The sequence below is a fragment of the SAR86 cluster bacterium genome (assembly GCA_023703675.1).
Lineage (GTDB): Bacteria > Pseudomonadota > Gammaproteobacteria > Magnimaribacterales > AG-339-G14 > AG-339-G14.
On record CP097974.1, the window covers coordinates 1,148,772 to 1,167,507 of the forward strand.

Annotated in this window: 23 protein-coding genes; 5 read left to right on the top strand and 18 right to left on the bottom strand. The window is 35.7% G+C overall.

Features of this window, described 5'->3' with window-relative positions:
• Positions 1-8 precede the first annotated feature (8 nt).
• Positions 9-1,067, top strand: a complete 1,059-nt coding sequence (locus tag M9C82_06010; GenBank protein ID URQ73501.1) for an MBL fold metallo-hydrolase — start codon at positions 9-11, stop codon at positions 1,065-1,067.
• Here the strand turns inward: M9C82_06010 and M9C82_06015 are convergent.
• From M9C82_06015 to M9C82_06040, 6 genes are read right to left on the bottom strand one after another with little or no spacing between them, the layout of a single operon-like run.
• The gene (locus tag M9C82_06015; GenBank protein URQ73502.1) at positions 1,064-1,453 is read right to left on the bottom strand and encodes a carboxymuconolactone decarboxylase family protein; all 390 of its coding nucleotides are present in this window, start codon (positions 1,451-1,453) and stop codon (positions 1,064-1,066) included. The two genes, M9C82_06010 and M9C82_06015, sit on opposite strands and share 4 nt — an antisense overlap.
• Before the next feature lie 9 nt (positions 1,454-1,462).
• Positions 1,463-1,882 carry an MAPEG family protein gene (locus tag M9C82_06020; protein ID URQ73503.1) on the bottom strand — a complete coding sequence of 140 codons (420 nt, stop codon included), beginning with the start codon at positions 1,880-1,882 and terminating at the stop codon, positions 1,463-1,465.
• Positions 1,883-1,901: 19 nt separating this feature from the next.
• On the bottom strand, positions 1,902-2,945 hold the full coding sequence (locus M9C82_06025) for an aldehyde reductase (GenBank protein ID URQ73504.1): 1,044 nt from the start codon (positions 2,943-2,945) through the stop codon (positions 1,902-1,904).
• Between the two features lie 9 nt (positions 2,946-2,954).
• The gene (locus M9C82_06030; GenBank protein URQ73505.1) at positions 2,955-3,728 is read right to left on the bottom strand and encodes a methyltransferase; all 774 of its coding nucleotides are present in this window, start codon (positions 3,726-3,728) and stop codon (positions 2,955-2,957) included.
• Positions 3,729-3,731: 3 nt separating this feature from the next.
• Positions 3,732-4,697 carry a ceramidase domain-containing protein gene (locus tag M9C82_06035; protein ID URQ73506.1) on the bottom strand — a complete coding sequence of 322 codons (966 nt, stop codon included), beginning with the start codon at positions 4,695-4,697 and terminating at the stop codon, positions 3,732-3,734.
• A 1-nt stretch (position 4,698) separates the two neighbouring features.
• Positions 4,699-6,012: a hypothetical protein gene (locus M9C82_06040; protein ID URQ73507.1), complete on the bottom strand. Its 1,314-nt coding sequence runs from the start codon at positions 6,010-6,012 to the stop codon at positions 4,699-4,701.
• Positions 6,013-6,124: 112 nt separating this feature from the next.
• Here M9C82_06040 and M9C82_06045 point away from each other — a divergent pair, with 112 nt between their 5' ends.
• Entirely contained in the window at positions 6,125-6,589 is a 465-nt protein-coding gene (locus M9C82_06045) for a tetratricopeptide repeat protein (protein URQ73508.1), read from the top strand.
• 21 nt (positions 6,590-6,610) lie between these two features.
• Here M9C82_06045 and M9C82_06050 read toward each other — a convergent pair whose 3' ends face one another.
• Genes M9C82_06050 through M9C82_06060 form a run of 3 tightly spaced genes read right to left on the bottom strand, consistent with a single transcriptional unit; the run spans position 6,611 to position 9,158 of the window.
• A complete protein-coding gene (locus M9C82_06050) occupies positions 6,611-7,573 on the bottom strand; it encodes an esterase family protein (GenBank protein URQ73509.1) in 963 nt (320 codons plus the stop codon).
• A complete protein-coding gene (locus tag M9C82_06055; protein ID URQ73510.1) occupies positions 7,566-8,609 on the bottom strand; it encodes a protein O-GlcNAcase in 1,044 nt (347 codons plus the stop codon). Before M9C82_06055 ends, M9C82_06050 begins: the two co-directional genes overlap by 8 nt.
• A gap of 6 nt (positions 8,610-8,615) precedes the next feature.
• Positions 8,616-9,158: a cytochrome b gene (locus M9C82_06060; GenBank protein ID URQ73511.1), complete on the bottom strand. Its 543-nt coding sequence runs from the start codon at positions 9,156-9,158 to the stop codon at positions 8,616-8,618.
• Between the two features lie 82 nt (positions 9,159-9,240).
• Here M9C82_06060 and M9C82_06065 point away from each other — a divergent pair, with 82 nt between their 5' ends.
• Positions 9,241-10,665: a deoxyribodipyrimidine photo-lyase/cryptochrome family protein gene (locus M9C82_06065; protein ID URQ73512.1), complete on the top strand. Its 1,425-nt coding sequence runs from the start codon at positions 9,241-9,243 to the stop codon at positions 10,663-10,665.
• A 2-nt stretch (positions 10,666-10,667) separates the two neighbouring features.
• Here M9C82_06065 and M9C82_06070 read toward each other — a convergent pair whose 3' ends face one another.
• From M9C82_06070 to M9C82_06085, 4 genes are read right to left on the bottom strand one after another with little or no spacing between them, the layout of a single operon-like run.
• A complete protein-coding gene (locus tag M9C82_06070; protein URQ73513.1) occupies positions 10,668-11,036 on the bottom strand; it encodes a DUF2237 domain-containing protein in 369 nt (122 codons plus the stop codon).
• Between the two features lie 4 nt (positions 11,037-11,040).
• Positions 11,041-11,427, bottom strand: a complete 387-nt coding sequence (locus M9C82_06075; GenBank protein URQ73514.1) for a DUF4149 domain-containing protein — start codon at positions 11,425-11,427, stop codon at positions 11,041-11,043.
• Between the two features lie 2 nt (positions 11,428-11,429).
• Complete coding sequence (locus M9C82_06080; protein ID URQ73515.1) at positions 11,430-11,732, bottom strand: antibiotic biosynthesis monooxygenase; 303 nt, start codon at positions 11,730-11,732, stop codon at positions 11,430-11,432.
• Between the two features lie 27 nt (positions 11,733-11,759).
• On the bottom strand, positions 11,760-12,581 hold the full coding sequence (locus M9C82_06085; GenBank protein ID URQ73516.1) for an enoyl-CoA hydratase: 822 nt from the start codon (positions 12,579-12,581) through the stop codon (positions 11,760-11,762).
• A 41-nt stretch (positions 12,582-12,622) separates the two neighbouring features.
• On the opposite strand from M9C82_06085, the gene M9C82_06090 reads away from it, so the two are divergent.
• Positions 12,623-13,372 carry a hypothetical protein gene (locus M9C82_06090; GenBank protein ID URQ73517.1) on the top strand — a complete coding sequence of 250 codons (750 nt, stop codon included), beginning with the start codon at positions 12,623-12,625 and terminating at the stop codon, positions 13,370-13,372.
• Positions 13,373-13,375: 3 nt separating this feature from the next.
• Here the strand turns inward: M9C82_06090 and M9C82_06095 are convergent, their stop codons facing one another.
• The gene (locus M9C82_06095) at positions 13,376-14,224 is read right to left on the bottom strand and encodes a sterol desaturase family protein (GenBank protein ID URQ73518.1); all 849 of its coding nucleotides are present in this window, start codon (positions 14,222-14,224) and stop codon (positions 13,376-13,378) included.
• Between the two features lie 73 nt (positions 14,225-14,297).
• On the opposite strand from M9C82_06095, the gene M9C82_06100 reads away from it, so the two are divergent.
• Positions 14,298-14,987, top strand: a complete 690-nt coding sequence (locus M9C82_06100; GenBank protein ID URQ73519.1) for a VOC family protein — start codon at positions 14,298-14,300, stop codon at positions 14,985-14,987.
• 2 nt (positions 14,988-14,989) lie between these two features.
• On the opposite strand, the gene M9C82_06105 is transcribed toward M9C82_06100, so the two are convergent.
• From M9C82_06105 to M9C82_06120, 4 genes are read right to left on the bottom strand one after another with little or no spacing between them, the layout of a single operon-like run.
• Positions 14,990-16,738 carry a cation acetate symporter gene (locus M9C82_06105; protein URQ73520.1) on the bottom strand — a complete coding sequence of 583 codons (1,749 nt, stop codon included), beginning with the start codon at positions 16,736-16,738 and terminating at the stop codon, positions 14,990-14,992.
• Complete coding sequence (locus M9C82_06110; protein ID URQ73521.1) at positions 16,738-16,980, bottom strand: DUF4212 domain-containing protein; 243 nt, start codon at positions 16,978-16,980, stop codon at positions 16,738-16,740. Before M9C82_06110 ends, M9C82_06105 begins: the two co-directional genes overlap by 1 nt.
• A gap of 3 nt (positions 16,981-16,983) precedes the next feature.
• The gene (locus M9C82_06115) at positions 16,984-17,817 is read right to left on the bottom strand and encodes an alpha/beta hydrolase (GenBank protein URQ73522.1); all 834 of its coding nucleotides are present in this window, start codon (positions 17,815-17,817) and stop codon (positions 16,984-16,986) included.
• A complete protein-coding gene (locus tag M9C82_06120) occupies positions 17,814-18,731 on the bottom strand; it encodes an alpha/beta hydrolase (GenBank protein URQ73523.1) in 918 nt (305 codons plus the stop codon). The genes M9C82_06115 and M9C82_06120 overlap by 4 nt, the downstream gene beginning before the upstream one ends.
• Between the last annotated feature and the right edge of the window lie 5 nt (positions 18,732-18,736).

Here is an 18,736-nt window from a genome sequence, read left to right on the forward strand (position 1 = left end):
CAAAATTTATGTTTAGGTTTATAAAATATTCTATATCAATATTTATAGTTTTAACTATTTTAGTTTTCACTTTGCTGAGAATACCTTCAATACAAGATAGCATTATAGATTTTGCCATTGCCCAACAGATAAATGCTGAATCTCCCTTAACAACAGAAGATGCCTTAAGCGCAATTGTTTGCGGCTCTAGGTCTCCTTTGCCAAATCCTGACAGAGCTGAAACTTGTATCCTCGTTAAGGCAGGAGAAAAAGTTTTTATAGTCGATACGGGTGATGGAAGTGCGAGTAATTTGAGAACTTTTGGAATACCCTTTGAATTCGAAGCAATTTTAATTACGCATCTACATTCTGATCATTTTTCAGATTTGCAAGACTTTCACTTGGGCAGCTGGGTATCTGGACGGAATGAAAAATTAAAAGTTTTTGGTCCTGAAGGAATAAAAAAAATAACAGATGGGTTTGAACAGGCTTATGCATTGGATGCTCAATATAGATTCGATCATCACGGTGATTCCGTACTTGTCAAAAGCGCAAACGGTTATGAAGCTATTACAATCTCCCCTAGTGAATCTCCTTTTTACGATGACGGAGATCTTAAAATAACTGCATTTTTGGTGGAACACGAACCTGTGAGCCCTTCACTTGGTTTTAGATTTGATTACAAGGGAAGATCCATAGTGTTTAGTGGAGACACTATCTATAGCGAAAATCTTCTCAAATATGCTAAAGACGCAGATGTATTATTTATGGAAGCCCTCTCGATGGACTTAATTAGCCGATTACAAAAAGCGCAAGAATCTATTGGCAATGAAAGGAATGCAAAAATTATGTTCGATATACAGGATTATCATATCTCTCCTAAAGACGGAGCTAGATTGGCAAAAAAGGCTAATGTGAAACACTTGGTGTTTTATCACCTAGCCCCAGCACCTGTTATTTCCCTTATGGCTGAAGTATTTACCAGAGGAGTAGATGAAATTTTTAGTGATTTTACTCTAGCTGATGATGGCACTCATGTTGTGCTTCCGAAAAGTTCAAAAGAAATAAAAATTTCTAGTATTAACTAACCTTCACTATTTTCTTCATCGTCCATTTCTTTCCAGACTTCCTCTAAAACTTTTCCAGAAGTAACTGCATTTGGCCAGCCCGCATAGTGAGCTAAATGAAAAATTATTTCTTCTATTTTTTCCTTACTTAAACCTAGATTTCTAGCTCCACGAAAATGTAAACGCAATTCGTTTTCTCTATTCAAAGCTATCAATCCTGCTAGAGTTATCATACTTCTTTCTTGAATTTCTAAGCCGGGCCTTGTCCAAACTGTTCCAAATAAATTTTCTATAGTATGAGATCTAAAATCTGTAGAAAAACTTCCTTCCGCTTTGTGTAGAAAGTTTAATTTTTTTAAAATTTCAGTTCCCTTCTTTAATCTTTTTTCATCGCTTTCAAAAGACATAATCTTCTCCTATTTTAATAAAAACCAACCAATGTCAACTAACATGATCATAGTGACTATAAGACCCACCAGATAAAATAAACTACGAAAGCTTGGATTTTTTCTCGTTGCAATTGAGTAGTAAACGGCCGTATAGATGTATCGAGCTAACACATAGACCAATACCAATCTCGCAAGTCTCAGCGGGTCCATGCTTAGCAAAATACTTATTATTGCCGCTCCTAAAAACGGAACAATATTTTCTAAAGAATTTTTAAAAGCTCTGTCACTTCGAAAAACAAATGATTCAGGTCCTAAGTCAGAGTTTAAAATTCCAGGCGTATACTTTTTTTGAGATCTTGAAGCGCCCATAGCTATAATAGCTTCTATAACTACCAAACTAAGAAGAGCCCAAATTCCAAAAAAACTTAAATAGTAGACTTCAAACATTAATCTTATTTTAAAATGGTCAGAGAGCTTTTACTTGATTTAACTCTATCAAACTTTTAGCTGAAGCTATCAAGGCTTCCTCACCTGATCTGGGCTCCCAGCCCAATAAATTTTTTGCCTTAGAATTATCTAACTGTTTCGTTCTGCCGAGCTGCTCAGCAATAAAACCAGCTGTTTTACTAAAAATTCCCAGAAACTTTATCAGTAAGTCCGGAGCCGTTCTTTTAGGCAATCTCTTTTTGTATTCTGGAATAGCCTCCCTGAGGATTCTTGTCCATTCAGGCATACTTAAAGTATTAGCACTCGCAATGAATCTATTGCCAGGCGCTTTATCGGAAGTCATCGCGAGGACGTGTAAATCAGCAACATCGCGAACATCTACCATTCCAAAGCTAATTTTAGGGACTAGAGGAAGAGCTCCATTTAATAACATTTGAATTGACTGGACGCTTGATCCGATATCTGATTCAAGAATTGGCCCAAGAACCCAAGAGGGATTAATAACAGCTAACTCCAAGTTTGAATCTACATTTTCGACAAAATCCCAAGCTGCTTTTTCTGCATAAGTTTTAGATTTACTATACGCTGAGCAATCCTGAGCTTCTGGATTTGTCCAATCATTCTCGTCATAACTTGATTTTTCTTCACCGTTTAAAATTGCAGCCACCGAAGAAGTTAAAACTACTCTTTCGACTTTAGCTTTAGAAGCAGCTTTCAGAACCCTTAAAGTGCCTTCACGGGCTGGAGTTATTAACTCATTTTCATCTTTAACGTCTAAGGAAACAGGTGAGGCCACGTGAAGAACATATTTACATCCAGAAACTGCATCATCCCAACCTTCATCTTTGGTAAGATCGGCACTTGTCCATTCGACTTCAACTCTATTTAATCTTTCATGTTGCGAGCCAGCTTTGTTTAAAATTTCATTTAAATCAGTAACTCTATCTAAATTTCTGACGGTAGATTTAATTTTATAGCCTGCGGCAGCAAGCTTTAAAATACAGTGGGTTGCGATAAATCCTGAGCCGCCAGTTACTAAAACCGTTTCATTTTCATTAGTCATTACATTTCCTCAAATCTTTTGAAATAAAAAGGTAAATCTATCACTTTCTCCGATTTCCAGATACTTCTCCTGGTCTACCTCTTTGAGCCTCATTACTGGAGGCAGGGTCCATACCCCCTTTGGATGATCTTTAGTATCTTTAATATTCGAGTTTACTTCACTTTTGGAAATCAATTTAAAGCCGTATTTTTCTATATATTCGATGGCGTAATTCTCAGTTACATACCCGGTTTTTTTCATATCTTGAACCGAAGTATTCTCTTTGGCCCTGTGTTCGACGACTCCGAAAATCCCTCCTTCCTTCAGTGATTGGTATGTATTTGTCATGATCAGATCCCAACTAGGCCCAATCCAATTGTGTAAATTTCGAAAAGTTAAAATGGCGTCTACTGAATTTTCTTCAGAATACTTAGAATTTAAAGAAACTACTTTAACTCGATCATAAATTGAATTACTGGAAAGCTTTTTTTCAAAACTATCTCTGATTCTCTTAGCAAACCCTCCCATTGAGGGATCGAAATGAGCAGCAATTAGCTGCCCATCTTCTCTTAGATAGCTAGCTAGTATTTCTGTGTACCATCCTCCTCCTGGAGAAAGTTCAACAACTTTCATGTTGGGCTCTATTCCAAAAAAAGACAGAGTTTCATAAGGATTGCGATGAACGTCTCGCGCGATACTTTTATTTGATCTTACGTCACTCTCTACAGCATCTTTCAATGGATCTGCTATAGCAAGGGGATTTAAAAATAAAATTAAGAAAAATATTAAATACTTTTTTTTCATAAATTAACTCTCCAATGATCTTTTCTCTGTTCTATAGAAGAAAAAGAAAGAAAGTGTCGCTAATGCACAGATTATATGCCACAAGGCGTGCGGTTGAATAATAGAATCAGGATAGCACCACTCGGAATCCGGATTAACTATTAAGTTTCCCTGGAGCCAGATCGTAAAGGCTAAAATATAAAAGAAACATCCTGCAAAAAACCAAGGATTATATTTTCTGAAACTGTCGGGTTTCCTTGTTGCTATCAAGCCGGGCAACCAAAAAAATAGAGTCCACCAAAAATCTTGGATATTTATCACAACCTCATAAGGAGAAGTGCCAAACAACCAAAGCACGGCGTAACCTACAAATCCCGAGAAAAATCTCATTGAAGCAGAATAAAAATTGTATAGAAATTCAGAAATTATCCACAAACCTATGGATAATCCAAATAGACTAAAATCTATTCCGAGGTCAGAACCAAAAAACCAACTCAAGAAAGAAAATAAAAACAAGATTACAAAGTAAGCTGATAAGAATTGGTTTTCACTCCACCCATTTAAAATTTTAAAATTTAGAAGCCAGGGAATAATTATGTAGGCCACCATGCTTACGTTATCAATCCATTGTCCCCACTCCGTGTGAGTTCCATGCATCATTAATGAACCGGGACCTAAAAAGATTGAGGCTGAAGCATAAAGGACTGATATTGAAGTAAATCCTATGAAAAAATTTTGACCTGTTACCTCTTCTCTTGAAAGAATCCAGACCATAAAAATTCCTGTCAGGATGAATCCTATATTGCTGAGCGCGTTGGAAGGCTCTCTAAAATACCCAGAACTTATTCTTTCACACCATCTAGAAATGTCTCCAATTTGATAGCCAGATTCAACAGATAACATTATTCCTGAGTAAGCAAATAGAAAATAAATGAGAAAAAAGGCAGCAACCGCAGAAATAGCTATCGTGACAGCGTAATTTTTTAACATCTTAAGACCAACTTATCCTTGAAAAAGCTCCCGTGGAGCAGTAAAAGATATCTCTATTATTGCCAGGAGTCAAAAACATACCATTGGCCAAAGTAGAATTCACATCGACTTGACTTAATATTTCTCCAGAAAGAATATCCAGAACAACGATTTGATCTCTGCCTTTTTCGTAATGATTAATAACTAGTTCCCGGCTTTCTGGAAAAACTACAGGTTGCATTGTTGCTCGTAGGTCTACCTTCCAAGAAACTTCCAATTCCTCTTCAGAGTATGAAATACCGGCAATGCCTCCATTAATGCTATCCCAGGCAACACACATATTAAGTTCGGGGATATTTACTGGAGGAGCAATTATTCCTCCTCCGTCTTTGGCAAAAGGTTCAATGAAATTTAATTCGCCTGTAGCTAGTGAAATTCTTATTAGTCTTTGCTTACCTTTCCAAGGTGCTGGCGAGCGCCAGCTTAGAGATTGATATTCTTTAAACCTTCCATTCGGGTGGACGCCGTAAATTGATCTGACAGAATCAATGTCTCCATTGTCCATGATCCAAATGTAGTCATCTGAAATGCATCCATCCCAAGCCAAGCCTTGATTTCCATTCAATTCTCTATACCTTGGAGCCCAATCATCTTCAACTTCCAGATCTTCTTTTGAAACTCTTATCTTCCAAATTTTTTCTATGCCAGGGACAAAAATAAATTCGCCGTCACTACTTAAATCTGATGCAATTCTTCCCATTGACCCTTCAGGTAATGATAAAGGAGCATCGAGTGTTTCTAATGTATTTGGATCAAGTCTAGTTATAGAAGAATTTCCTTGCCTCTCCAATCTGCAATCTTTTGTCACAATGGTTCCATCTGATAGAACCAATAATCCATTGTGGGCTCTATCAATAGGTAGTTTCGTTTCTTTTACAATTCCGCAATTTCTATCCAAAGAGTGCATGTAATTTCCGTTAACTTTAATAATGTTTCCATTTTCGTGCGCAGCTATTGCTCCACACCAAACATGTCCCCCGCAAGGCAATTTAGGGCTTTCGCTCAAAATTTCTAATGTAATTGGATCAAATTTCTGCACCCATCCATATGGCTCTGGCCCAAAAAAATACGGCATTGTTCCGCCTAAATAAAATTCACCTGCATCCCTTTTAATCACCATAACATTCCATTTATCTGAAGAAACGGTTTGCACTTCTGCAACTGCATTTTCAGCATTTAATCGTCCCTTCGATGATTTTTGTCTTCTATTTCCTCCACATTCGACTGGCCAAGAAGATTTGAAGTAACCGGGTTGGAATTTTTCTCTGTCTATCATTGATAATCAAAATTTTAACAATATTAAGAAAGGTTTAAGAATTAAAATTCATATAAATAAATGCAATAAATTTATTCTCTTTATTTTGTGTCTGTGAGTTTAATATCCTCACATGAAACACAATTGGAAAATTAGTTTAATTTTTGCCGCCCTGCTAACGATATTTGTTGCGTATCCAGCATACTCAGTTAAATACGACAAAAGCAACCCCACTAAAATGTATTCAAAGGCTTATAAAATGATTGATAAGGGTCAATTTTCTAAAGCTCGAAAAATTTTGAAAAATTATACAAAATCTGAACCAAACGATTCAGACGGTTGGACTCTACTAGCTTTTACTTATAGGAAGCTCGAAAATTACCAGGCATCAGAAGAATCCTATGTGAAAGCTTTGAATATAGATCCAGATAATAAATCAGCTTTGGAATACCAGGGAGAGTTATTTGTAGAAACTAATCGTTTAGATCAGGCAAATATGAATTTGGCAAAACTTCAAAAACTATGTCCCGAATCTTGTACAGAACTTGAGAAATTAGAGAGCTACATAACGAATTCAACAAGTAAATCTAATATTTAATTTATAGAATTAAAAAAAATATTAGTTATCTTTTAAGAGAAAATTAAGAGCTTCCTCAAACCTTTTTCCAAAATCCTCAGGGTTATGTCCAAAACCATCGAATACTAAACTTTTAAAGCTTAGATCGTTAGAATAGAAGAGTTCGTCTATTTTATTTTGAGGTTCTTCATAAAATTGATCAAGACTTTCGGTACCTCGATCGAAGTAAACCCTTTTATCTTTTAACACGTCAAGATTTTCTGTTATGTAAGAATAAATTGCTTCTGTCGTGTATGGGTCGCCAAAAAATTTAATCTCGCTTCTAAAGGGAAGTAAAACGTAATCCAATGGCCTTATGCCTATCCAGTGGGTTGAAACAGATGCTGCAAATCCAAACCGATGGGGTAACTCAATTAAAGCGTTTAATGAAATTAGTCCGCCCATACTTGATCCAAGTATCCCTAAATTTTTTGAATTCAAATCTCTTTCAAACTTTACTTCTAAGTAAGGAATTAATTCTTCTTCTAAGAATTTTAAGTAATTAAACCTTTCAACATCTACAAAGTTTCTATAAGCAAATCTCCTGAATCCAAAACCAAAATAGCTAATTACTTCCTTTGGAAAATATTCAGCATATCTCCTAGATTCATCAATGAACTCTCCTCCATTTGAGCCTGCAGCATTTTCTATGCCAATAATAACAACATTAGGTAGTCGATTTTTTTCATGAAGAGATTGAAGCGTTTCGTCTATACCCCATTCTTCTTTAACCCAATTTATTTCGCCGTCAAAAAGGTATTGGCCGTCTTGGGCAATTATAAAAACGGTATTCTGGTCAATTTTATTTTTGTCAGGGTAATAAATCGACAATTTTCTCTCACCCAAAAAATTAGATTGCAATACTTCTTTAGAAAGCGTTCCAAAAGATACTTCTTCGGCAAAAACAAAAATAGTTTCAAAGCTGCAGGCGCAAATCACTAGGATTTTTAAAATACTTCTAATCAATTTTCTTTAAATTAAAACGAGATTCAAGCAATCCTGATGAGTCTTCCTTTTTCAAAAATTTTCTCAAAATATGTAGGTATGGATAAATTTCTTGTTTTATAGGCCCAGTCCATTTCCAAAGTAAAAATTCGACTGCGCTAACTTCCTCCGCTGAACCAGTAAAGCTTGCATCCAATTTAAATAAATTTGAAACCTTTTCAAATTGCTCTGGAAGTCCAGCATTTTCGAAAAGAGAATGAACCTCTTCTTGTCGATGAAAAACTTTATTGGCTAAAGCTTCTAAGCAAAACTTATCTACATTTAACAAACCTGTTCCATTTATCATGATTCCCTCTAGGCTTTCTAATTTAGATTGATCGTCTTCATCAAACGCTTCAATCACTACTTTTGGTAGGCAATAGTCGTTGGCATAAAAGTTATCCCAAACGATTAATTTATGATTCAGTGCACCCTTCCAGCTCTCGATAGCTTCTTCGGTATAACTGGAAGATACAACCTTGGATCCTGTCCAAAAAATTGGGATTTCTTTATCTAAATTTTTCGATAATTCTTTTAAATAAATACTTTCTAACAAATTTGGTTTTGCCAGTTGCTCGCAGTACTCAGAAGGTACGCAAAAAAAGTTAATGTCTTTGAACTTATCATTGCATCTATTCAAAATCTCAGCATGCTTCTCTCCATTTTGCTCTTCAAAAAGGTCATCAAAAAGAATCACTACATCTAAAATCTCCAATTGCCTAGATTCAGAAATTTTCCTAAAGAGCTCATCATAAGAGTTTTTAAAATCTATTCCTGGTGAAATTCCAAACAAAAATTTTACTTCGTTTGCTCTACAACTTTTGCTGAATTGACTTAGCCCTTTTTTTATCGATTCTGGATAAGGCTCCTTCCAATTTAATCGATGGTAGGGATCTTCTTTAGGACAATAAAAATAAGTATTTAATTTTTGATTAACTATCTGCTGTAAAATTTCTTCTCGCTCATTCCATGAGAGCAGCTTCCCAAAATAACCTTCTATGTAACCATTGAGTTTCATAATCTGTCATTTGACGGTTTTTCTTGTCCAAAACTTGGTCATATTTTTAGTCGTATCGTCCTTGACAATAAAATGATGGTACAAAGCAGCTAATATATGCACCACAATCAACGCGATAATCGCATTTGTCGCAAACTCGTGGACAGCCCTGATCAAATTAAACATATTAGAATTATCTACCTCTGACGATAAATTTAATGCACCAAAGACAACTATTGGATCACTTGTGAAATTCGCAGAAGCAATTCCAGTAACAATTAATAACCCCATTAAAAAATACAAGCCGTAATGGCCAGTCTTTGCCATAACAACCTGCCAACTAGGCATCGATTCTGGTAAGCTCGGAGCGCCATATAAAAATCTAAGAAATATTCTCAAGATAAATAAGAAGGTTACTATAAGCCCGGCAGTAGCATGATCGACTCTAGATTCTAGACGATCCCAGAGCTCCATGTCCCCGCCAAATTTTTGAGCGACATTTAAATCCAACATGATGACGATTGCCATCAACCAGTGAATAACTTTTTGCGCTCTAAGATAATCTATCATTTGTTAAACCTATTCTAGCAAATTCTTTTTATATTCTTATAAGGCGATTTTTAAATATTTTAAAGTAATATCTTTGTCCCCTATGGATGTAATAGTTTTGCAAAGAGACCTGAGGCTGCTTGACAACCCAGCTTTGTATTATGGTTCTAAAAAAGAAAATTATTGCGTCGTTTACGTTTATGATAAAAATTACTGGCAATCTTATGGGAGGTCCCCGAGGCAATTAAAATTTGCTGTTGATTGTCTAAAAGAGCTTAACGAAAATCTAAAAAACCTAAATTCTAAGGTTTTTATCTTCGAAGGTTCTTTCGAAAAATTAAGTATTTTTTTAAATAAAGAACTACCCCATTCAAAAATTCATCTCAACCACTGCACTGATAACCTTTATCATCGTGAAGACTTAAAGAAATTTTTAAATAATTTCGAAAGTGAAGCTGTAGCAATATATGACAATTTTGGTCTACAACTCCATCAATTTGACAGAGACAATTGGTCAAATGATTGGAATAAAATAATGAATAAACCTTTATTAGATCTTCCAAGTAATACCAATTTTGTAAAGAAATTACCGCTTTTAAGTTTTGAAGATTTTGAGCAAAGTTTAAAAATTAATAATTCTTCTCTAAACAACATACAAAAAGGTGGGGAAAAATTAGCTTCTGTCTTACTCAACTCTTTCTTTGAATATCGAGCGGATGGATACAGTAAAAAAATGTCTTGTCCAAAAGAAGCAGAAGCTGCTTGTTCTAGACTCTCTCCTCATATAGCTTTTGGATCAATTTCGATTAGAAAAATCTATCAAGAATTAAATAACGTTTTAATCTTCTCGCCTTATAAAAAAGATCTTTTGTCTTTTAAAAAAAGACTCCATTGGCATTGTCACTTTGTGCAAAAACTTGAAACAGAACCAGAACTTGAATTTAGATCCATGCATCCCTTTTGCGACGAATTGAGGACAGAAGAGGACTCTGAACTAATAGAAAAATGGATAAAAGGCCAAACCGGGTTTCCTTTTTTAGATGCGTGTATTACTTACTTAAATACCAATGGATGGATAAATTTTAGGATGCGAGCGATGATAATGTCATTTGCTAGTTACAATCTTTGGCAGCCATGGCAGAAAACTTCACCTTTGCTTGCAGAGCTCTTCACAGACTTTGAGCCCGGAATCCATATCAGCCAAGTTCAAATGCAAAGTGGCGTTACTGGTATCAATTTACCTAGAATCTATTCAGTCTTCAAACAAAGTTTGGATCAGGACTCAACTGCTGAATGGACTAAGAAAATGATCCCACAACTTGAAAATGTTGAAATCGAACTGATTCACAACGCTGAATTAAAAGACATTTACTACGATCAAATTGTCGATCCAAAACTCTCTGCAAAAAAAGCTAGAGATACAGTTTGGGCAATGAGAAAAAATAGTGACTTTAAAAAAATTGCTCGAGAAGTCTATCTTAAGCACGGAAGCAGAAAGAAACAGCAATTTAGCCGCGTTTCAAATTGAATTTACGAAAGATCGATAGAAAACTTTTTTAAAGTTTCCAAATCAACAAGTTCCAAAATTTTTTGATTACTTTTTCGTAAAAACAATTTTGGTGCTTTGTCGTATTCAAAAGCTTCTTTCCACCTTTCAGCACAGATACACCAATGATCCCCCTCTTTCAAACCGGGGAAATTAAATTCAGGTTTTGGAGTCGATAAATCATTACCTCGTAATTTAGAAAACTCTAAAAAATCTTCAGTCATTTGTGCACATACTACGTGCAGCCCTCTATCCATTTCGTCTGTTCGGCAAAAACCGTCACGAAAAAACCCGGTTATTGGATTAGCACAACACTCTTCTATAGGCTCTCCAAAAATATTTAATTGTTCCATCTTTCTAAATAAAAATTATTAAAGAAATATTTCCAAACAAAACTAAAAGAGTTAGAGAGACACTCACAAAATGCAACCGATTGAATGACGTAGTATTTCCTTCATCTCTCGCTCTATTAGTCATTGGGACTAAATAGTAACAAGTTGTCATTAGAACGACCGTACTCAATGGAATTAAAGTTGTCATCAAGTTATTACTGAATAAAGATATAAGAAAAGAAAAAAGCCCAATTAAAGCTATCGTAAAAAATAATTTTGGAAATATACTCCTCAAAAATGGGCCTGCCTGATCTTCTGGAATTACTTTAAAAACTGTAGGAGCGACTAGGGCAGACTGAAAAATTATCATTCCTGAAATTAATCCTGATAAGAAAACTAAAATAGAGTTCATTGTTAAATTATCTGGTCAAAAATCTCTAAGTTAGGGGGCCCTAAGTACAAGTCTCGATGAATGCCAGCGTTTTTATGAGCAAGTTTAAAAGCTACAGATTTGGTCCAATCAATAAATGCGTCTTCGCTCTCCCAAATACTATGAGAAGCATAAAGCGAATAACTTTCTGTTTCCGCACCTTTAAGTAAGTTAAATTTAACGAAGCCTTTTACTCCTTCTAAATGAGTATCTCTCTCTTTCCAAACCTTCTCAAATTCTTGTTCCTTACCTTTCACGATTTTAAATCTATTCATAGCTAAAAACATTCTGCCCTCCTTAAAAAACCTTTAATTTTATTTTCCTGAGAATTTAGGTTGTTTTTTTTCTACAAAAGCTTTTACGGCGTTTTTGTGATCCGTTGTTTGTCCACAGTGCACATGATGTGTCGCTTCAAGATCAAGGCACTCATCGACGTCGCCATTCATTGCTCGATTTAGATTCTCTTTCATATACCTAAAAGCAACCGATGGCCCGGCAGCAAGCTGTTCTGCAATTTCTTTTGTTTTGGCTTCTAGACTTTCTGCGTCTACAACCCAATTAGTTAGCCCAAGATTCAAAGCTTCTTCCGCTGAAACTCGGTCCGAGAGAAAATATAATTCTCTTGCTTTAGCCGAACCGATAAGCTGAGACATAAAATATGTTCCGCCGTAATCTCCAGAAAATCCAACTTTAGCAAAAGCTGTTGTCATAAATGCAACTGATGACATAATTCTCAAATCACAGGACAAAGCGTAGGACAATCCAGCACCAGCAGCAGCTCCTGAAAGCGAGGCAATCGTCGGTTTCGGCATTTTGTAGAGCTTGCCTGAAGTGCCGCGTTGATTATCTCTTTGTCTATGAATGGCTTTATCAATTGTATCTTCTCCGCCATTTCCCTCATTCTTTGCATTCATGCCCTTCACATCTCCACCGGCACAAAATGCATTGCCAGCGCCTGTTAAAACAATGCACCTAACTTCTTCATTCAATTCAAACTCAGCAATTTTTTCTTGCAGAGCTCCATTCATTTCAGAAGACATTGCATTCCTTGCTTCAGGTCGATTCATGGTCAAGTAACCAACGTTATTTTCAATTCTTGCAAGAAGATGTTCTGTTCCCGTGTCTAGATTTTTCATTTGTTCCTCACTAGTTTTTTATTTGTTATTCTACAAAGATTATGAGATTAAGACAGTTAGTATTTGTATCCAAAGAAAGAGATGAGCTATCTAGAAAGATATGTAACATTTTCGATCTCAAAGAAACTTTTCATGATCCAGGGTTAATAAATTTTGGCCTAGAAAATGTTTTGATCCCTCTTAATGACACCTTTTTTGAAATAGTAATGCCTGTGAAGGAGAACACCACTGCAGAAAGATTTTTTGATAAAAGAGGTGGTGAGGGAGGGTATATGATTATTGTTGATGTTGAAAATTTTGAAAGTGAAAATGAAAGAGTAAAAAAAACTGATATAGAAATTGTTTGGAATGGTGAAAGAAATGAAGAAGGAATTCATGCGAGAACTATACACCTTCATCCTAGGCAGGTAGGTGGCGCTATCCTTTCTCTAGACAAGATGATACCTGATGAAGCTTGGTTGTGGGCTGGTACAAGCTGGAAAAAGGACATAAATAAATCTTTAGTTAATTGTCTGTCTGGTGTAATTCTTCAATCAACGGATCCAGAAATTCTTTGTTCGAAGTGGGAAAAAGCGCTTGGAAAAGAAAGAGCGATAGGAGATGAATTAACTATTCCTTTAAAAGAATCAAACATAAGTTTTATACAAAAAGATGATGGAAGGGGTGAAGGTATCTATGCCTTCGTATTGAAAGCTTTGGATAAAGAAAAAATTATAGAAAACGCCAAAAAAAATGATGCTTGGAAAGACGAAGAGATTTATGTTGGTGGCGTAAGAATAATATTGGAGTAAGCTTCAAAAAGAGCCGCTTCGTGTCTTTGTGTTAGGTGGTCCAAAGAAATGTAAGCAAAATTCTTTAAAATTTTTAGCAGCTCTCATATCCTTTATCATCGAAATCCAACCCATAAAAGTAATTCTTATAGGATTAAAAGTATTCACATTATTGACGAGTCCGAAAGTAACAGGAGCTTTTTCAGGTTCAAAAGTGCCAAACATTTTGTCCCAAATGATAAATAAATTGCCGTAATTCTTGTCTATGTATTCTGGATTAGATCCATGATGTACTCGATGATGAGAAGGCGTATTAAATAAATATTCTAAAGGCCCTAATTTATTCACAATTTGAGTGTGTCCTACTATGCCCCAAAGAGTGCTTATAACTCCAGCTACAGCAATAATGGTCGGATCAAATCCCATCAATGGCATGACCATAAAAAAAGGAACTTTTGATAGTGGGCCAAACCAAGCCTGCCTAAAAGAGACAGCAAAATTCATTTCTTCACTAGAGTGGTGGCTCATATGGATTGCCCAAAGGAATCTAACCCTATGAGACAATCGATGATAAACGTAAAAAATTAAATCTATTAAAACAAAAGTCAAAAGCCACATTGCCCAAAGTGGAAAAATGCTTGTTAAATCTATGACTCTAAATTGATATAAGTAAAAGTGAAATGCCAAAATTAATCCCTTTACAGAAAAACTCATCAAAATATTTCCTGTTAAAAGACCAGTGGTGCATAAAGTATCGCCTTTTTTGTACCATGCTTTGTTTCTTAAATTAGAAATAAAAACTTCAAATAAAATCATCGAAAGAATAATTGGCGCTCCGATTGCATACACTTCATTTACTGTCAGAGAAGTCATGAAAGAATTATATTTACAAAAACTTACTAAACAAATTAATCATGACTTTTTATTTATAGGTTAGAATTTATCTATGAGAGCAGAAAAGAAGCTGAACTTAGAGATTTATAAAAATCTTAAATCTTCTGATGCGCCAGATGAATTCCATCATGTAGCATTTAAAACAATGAACTTCGAATTAATGATAGATTTTTATTCCAAACTTTTTGGCTGTGAACCTCTTTACGAGAGTCCTGAACTTACCTTCTTAGCATTTGATGATGAGCATCACCGGGTTGCGATAGCTAATACTTCTAAGGTTTACGACCAATTGAGCTTCATCCCAAAACAAATAATGAGATTTAAAAACTGGCTTAATTCTTCCACACCCTCGATTGTTGGCCTTGATCATATTTCATACAAGCTAAATCCGATTGAAAAATGGTTCGATTTTTACTTTTCTGCTAAAGAAAAGGGCCTACTACCTTATTGGACGATAAACCATGGTTGGATAACAGGAATGTACTACAAAGATCCAGATGGAAATCTGGTAGAGATATTTTTTGAACACTTTCGTTCTGCTGAAGAATTTAAAAAAAATATTGCGCCAGATTTTTCTGACGAACCTGTCGGGACAAATATGGACGTAGAAACACTTTACGAAATGTTCAAAAGTGGCGCTTCCTTCGAAGAGTTAATCAGAAAAGGAAATACTGTACCAAAAGGAAAAAAACCTGTTTTCGGTATGGAAGCTGTAAGAAATATGCGTAAGAAGTTTAAGTAAGCTTATGGCTTTCTAATGTCTTCAACAAGATCATAAACTCTTTGTGGTGGAGCTTTAAAAAATGCCGAAACAAAGATCGCTGTCCCAAAATTTATAAACATTCCCAAGAATCCAAAGCCTTCAGGCGAAATTCCAAAAATCCAATTCTCCGCAGTATTCAGTTCGGGATTAATAAATTTAAAAAAAATTATATAACTTGAAGTGACTATTAAACCAGAAAGCATTCCAGCAATTGCGCCCTCTTTATTGAGCCTTTTATAAAAAATTCCTAAAAATAATACTGGAAATATTGTAGAAGCTGCTAAACCGAAAGCAAATGCAACTACTTGGGCAACAAATCCCGGAGGATATATCCCAAAGACACCTGCAACAATAATTGCAACTGCTGCTGCAGTCCGAGCAAATAGTAACTCTTGCCTGTCATTTATCTTTGGCATCAGAGTCTTTTTCATCAAATCATGAGAGATTGAAGCAGAAATAACCAACAAAAGGCCCGCCGCAGTAGAGAGTGCTGCTGCCAAAGCTCCTGCCGCCACCAAGGCTATTACCCAATTTGGTAATTTTGCAATCTCAGGATTTGCCAAGACCATAATGTCTCTATCGATGTAGACTTCGTTAGGATTGCTGAGATCGTTTTCATTTGTGACTAGACGTTGACCGTAAGAGCCTATCTTATCGTTGTAATTTGGTTTGGCACCCTTCAACGCAGTTCCGCTTGAATAGTTTATCTTTCCGTCATCGTTTTTGTCGGTCCATACAATGAGGCCAATTTGTTCCCAATTTTTAAACCAATTTGGAGCTTCGTCATAATTTACTTCCTGGACTGATTCTATGAAATTTACTCTAGCAAATGCAGACACTGCTGGAGCGGTTGTGTAAAGCAAGGCTATAAAAACCAAAGCATAGCCAGCAGATTTTCTTGCATCGCTAACTTTAGGGACAGTAAAAAATCTTACGATTACATGGGGCAATCCCGCGGTTCCAAACATTAATGCAGCTGTAATGAAAAATACATCAATTGTACTTTTTGAATTAGAAGTATACGGATCGAATCCCAGCTCAAAATGGAGTTGGTCAAGTTTATCTAATAAATAGACTGAGGAGCCATTGATTTGGTCACCAAACCCTAATTGAGGAATGGGATTGTTTGTAATGAGTATAGAAATAAAAATTGCGGGAACCATGTAGGCAAAAATAAGTACGCAATATTGTGCAACTTGAGTATAAGTAATTCCTTTCATACCGCCCAAAACAGCATAGAAAAAAACTATACCCATTCCAATAATGACTCCCAATTCAATATCTACTTCGAGAAACCTTGAAAAAACAATTCCAACGCCTCGCATTTGTCCTGCAATGTAAGTAAAAGAAATGAAAATCAAGCACAACACTGCAACCAGCCTTGCAGCGTCTGAATAATATCTGGTGCCAATAAAATCTGGTACTGTATATTGACCAAATTTTCTAAGATAAGGAGCCAAAAGCAAGGCAAGTAATACGTAGCCTCCCGTCCAACCCATTAAATAAACTGAACCGTCTTTTCCAAGAAAGGATATTAACCCGGCCATTGAAATAAATGAGGCAGCTGACATCCAGTCTGCTGCTGTTGCCATCCCATTGGCAATTGGGTTCACTCCTTTGTCGGCTATATAAAAGTCGCTAGTAGATTTAGCGCGAGACCAAATAGCAATACCAATATAGAGAGAAAAAGATATTCCAACGAATACAAAAGTTAATAACTGAGCATCCATTAATCATCCTCTTTGGATTTATATTTTTTATCTAAACGATTCATCAACGCGACATAGACAAAAATCAACAAAACAAAAATGTAAATGCTTCCTTGTTGAGCAAACCAAAAGCCCAATTTAAATCCCCAGATTTTGATTTCATCAAGGCTCTCAGACCAAATAATTCCAAAACCAAAAGAAACAATAAACCAAATAAATAATATTATTGAAAGAATTAATAAATTAGCCTTCCAGTAATTCATTTATTAATTCCAAACTTCTTCAATCATGAATTCATCTATCTGTTTTTTGATCGCGCTATGCTCTTCATCTGTAAAGCGCCAATGTTCCCCTCCATCGACAGTGATTAGCATGTTTTTTTCTGACAGCGCCTCTTCTAACATCAATGCTTGTCGATAAGGCACCAAAGAATCATCGGTTCCATGAACGGTAACAAGTTTGGGAATGTCTTGATGTAAATACTGAATAGGAGAATATTTTGTCGAAATTTCCTTTATGGTTTTGTCTGGAGGCACCCAGATATTAATATAGTTTAGCCAGGGTCTATTTTCTTTAAGAAAATTGAAATTGTCTTCGATGTCTACGATGCCAAAAAAATTAATTATGGCTTTTGGTTTTATTGAAGCCTTGCAGGGAAAAGAAAAATCTCCAGAATTTTTGAAGCCCGCCAATAATGCTAAGTGCCCTCCTGCGCTTAGACCCATAATAGTGACATCATCTTTAGAAAGACCCCTTACTTCAATTTCCTTGGCAATAGCTTGATAAGCACACAAAACATCTTCAGCAGCTTGAGGAGCTGTATTTCTTCCATACCTATATCCAATAGAGAAAATATTAACGTCTTCATTTACCTTAAAATACCTTCCTAGTCTTCGAATCCATCTCGTTTCTCTTTTGCCACTAAAAATCCAGCCTCCGCCGTGAATCCAAACTAAAACTTTATTCGTTTTGCCAGGATAAAAGTCAACTTTTTGATTTTTGTGCTCTCCATACGAAAACTCCTCAAAGACAACATCGCTTGATACAGAGGCAGCACATGAGCTCAATAAAACAAGAACAAGTATTGAAATTATTTTCATAATTGCTTAAGGAAATTTATTAAGTGTTCAGAAACTTTGGTTGGCATCGAATAGGTAATGTCGTGGTATCCATCTTCGATGACCGTGCTAAAAATATTGGAAATATCTTTTCTTAATTCTTTATGCCCATCAAAAGAACAGGTCTCATCTGCAGTACCCCATACAACAGAAGTAGGAATATTTAACTGGCCCAAAGTTTTAAAACTGTCCTTATCATTAAATAAATTAAAGTTTTTTATTGTCGACAAGAGCGACCTAGTGAATCCTTCATATTTCATTTGTTCTTTATAAACCTGAGTTATTTTTTCTTGAGAAACGTGATTAGCATCCTCTAAAGTTGACAGCTTTATAGTTGCATCTCCTCCATAAAATAGTGAGGGAACAACTATACCAATGTATTGACTTAAAATTGGCAGAGTCAGCACACGATATAGAAATTTACGATACCAAGGAAGAGACAAAGTCAGATACCCAGCAGGCGCAATCAAAGAAATAGACTTAACTTTTTCAGGATATGATTCTGCAAACCCAGCAACAATGGGTCCACCCATAGAATAACCCACTAGATGTGTTTTTTGATTAATGTCTTGAGATCCTATCAATTCGTCCAAAGTCTCTATAAATAAATTTTTAGTGTATTTAGTCTTGGGACGAGAGGAATAACCTCGTCCATAATGATCGTAGGCCAAAACTTTGTATCCTTCTTTTTGAAGAAAAGGAAGTATGCCTCCCCAAACTACACTGGGCGTTGAAAATCCGTGAACTAGAATAATAGTTTCTCCATTTTCTTCTTCTGGAGAAAACCATTGATAAAAAAGTTTTCCTTTGGAAAGATCAGCAACTTTACCTTCCGTCGGTATAGAGATTTTCCTTGGATCTAAGAGTTTTAAAAAAAAATAATAATAAGAGCTCACAAAAA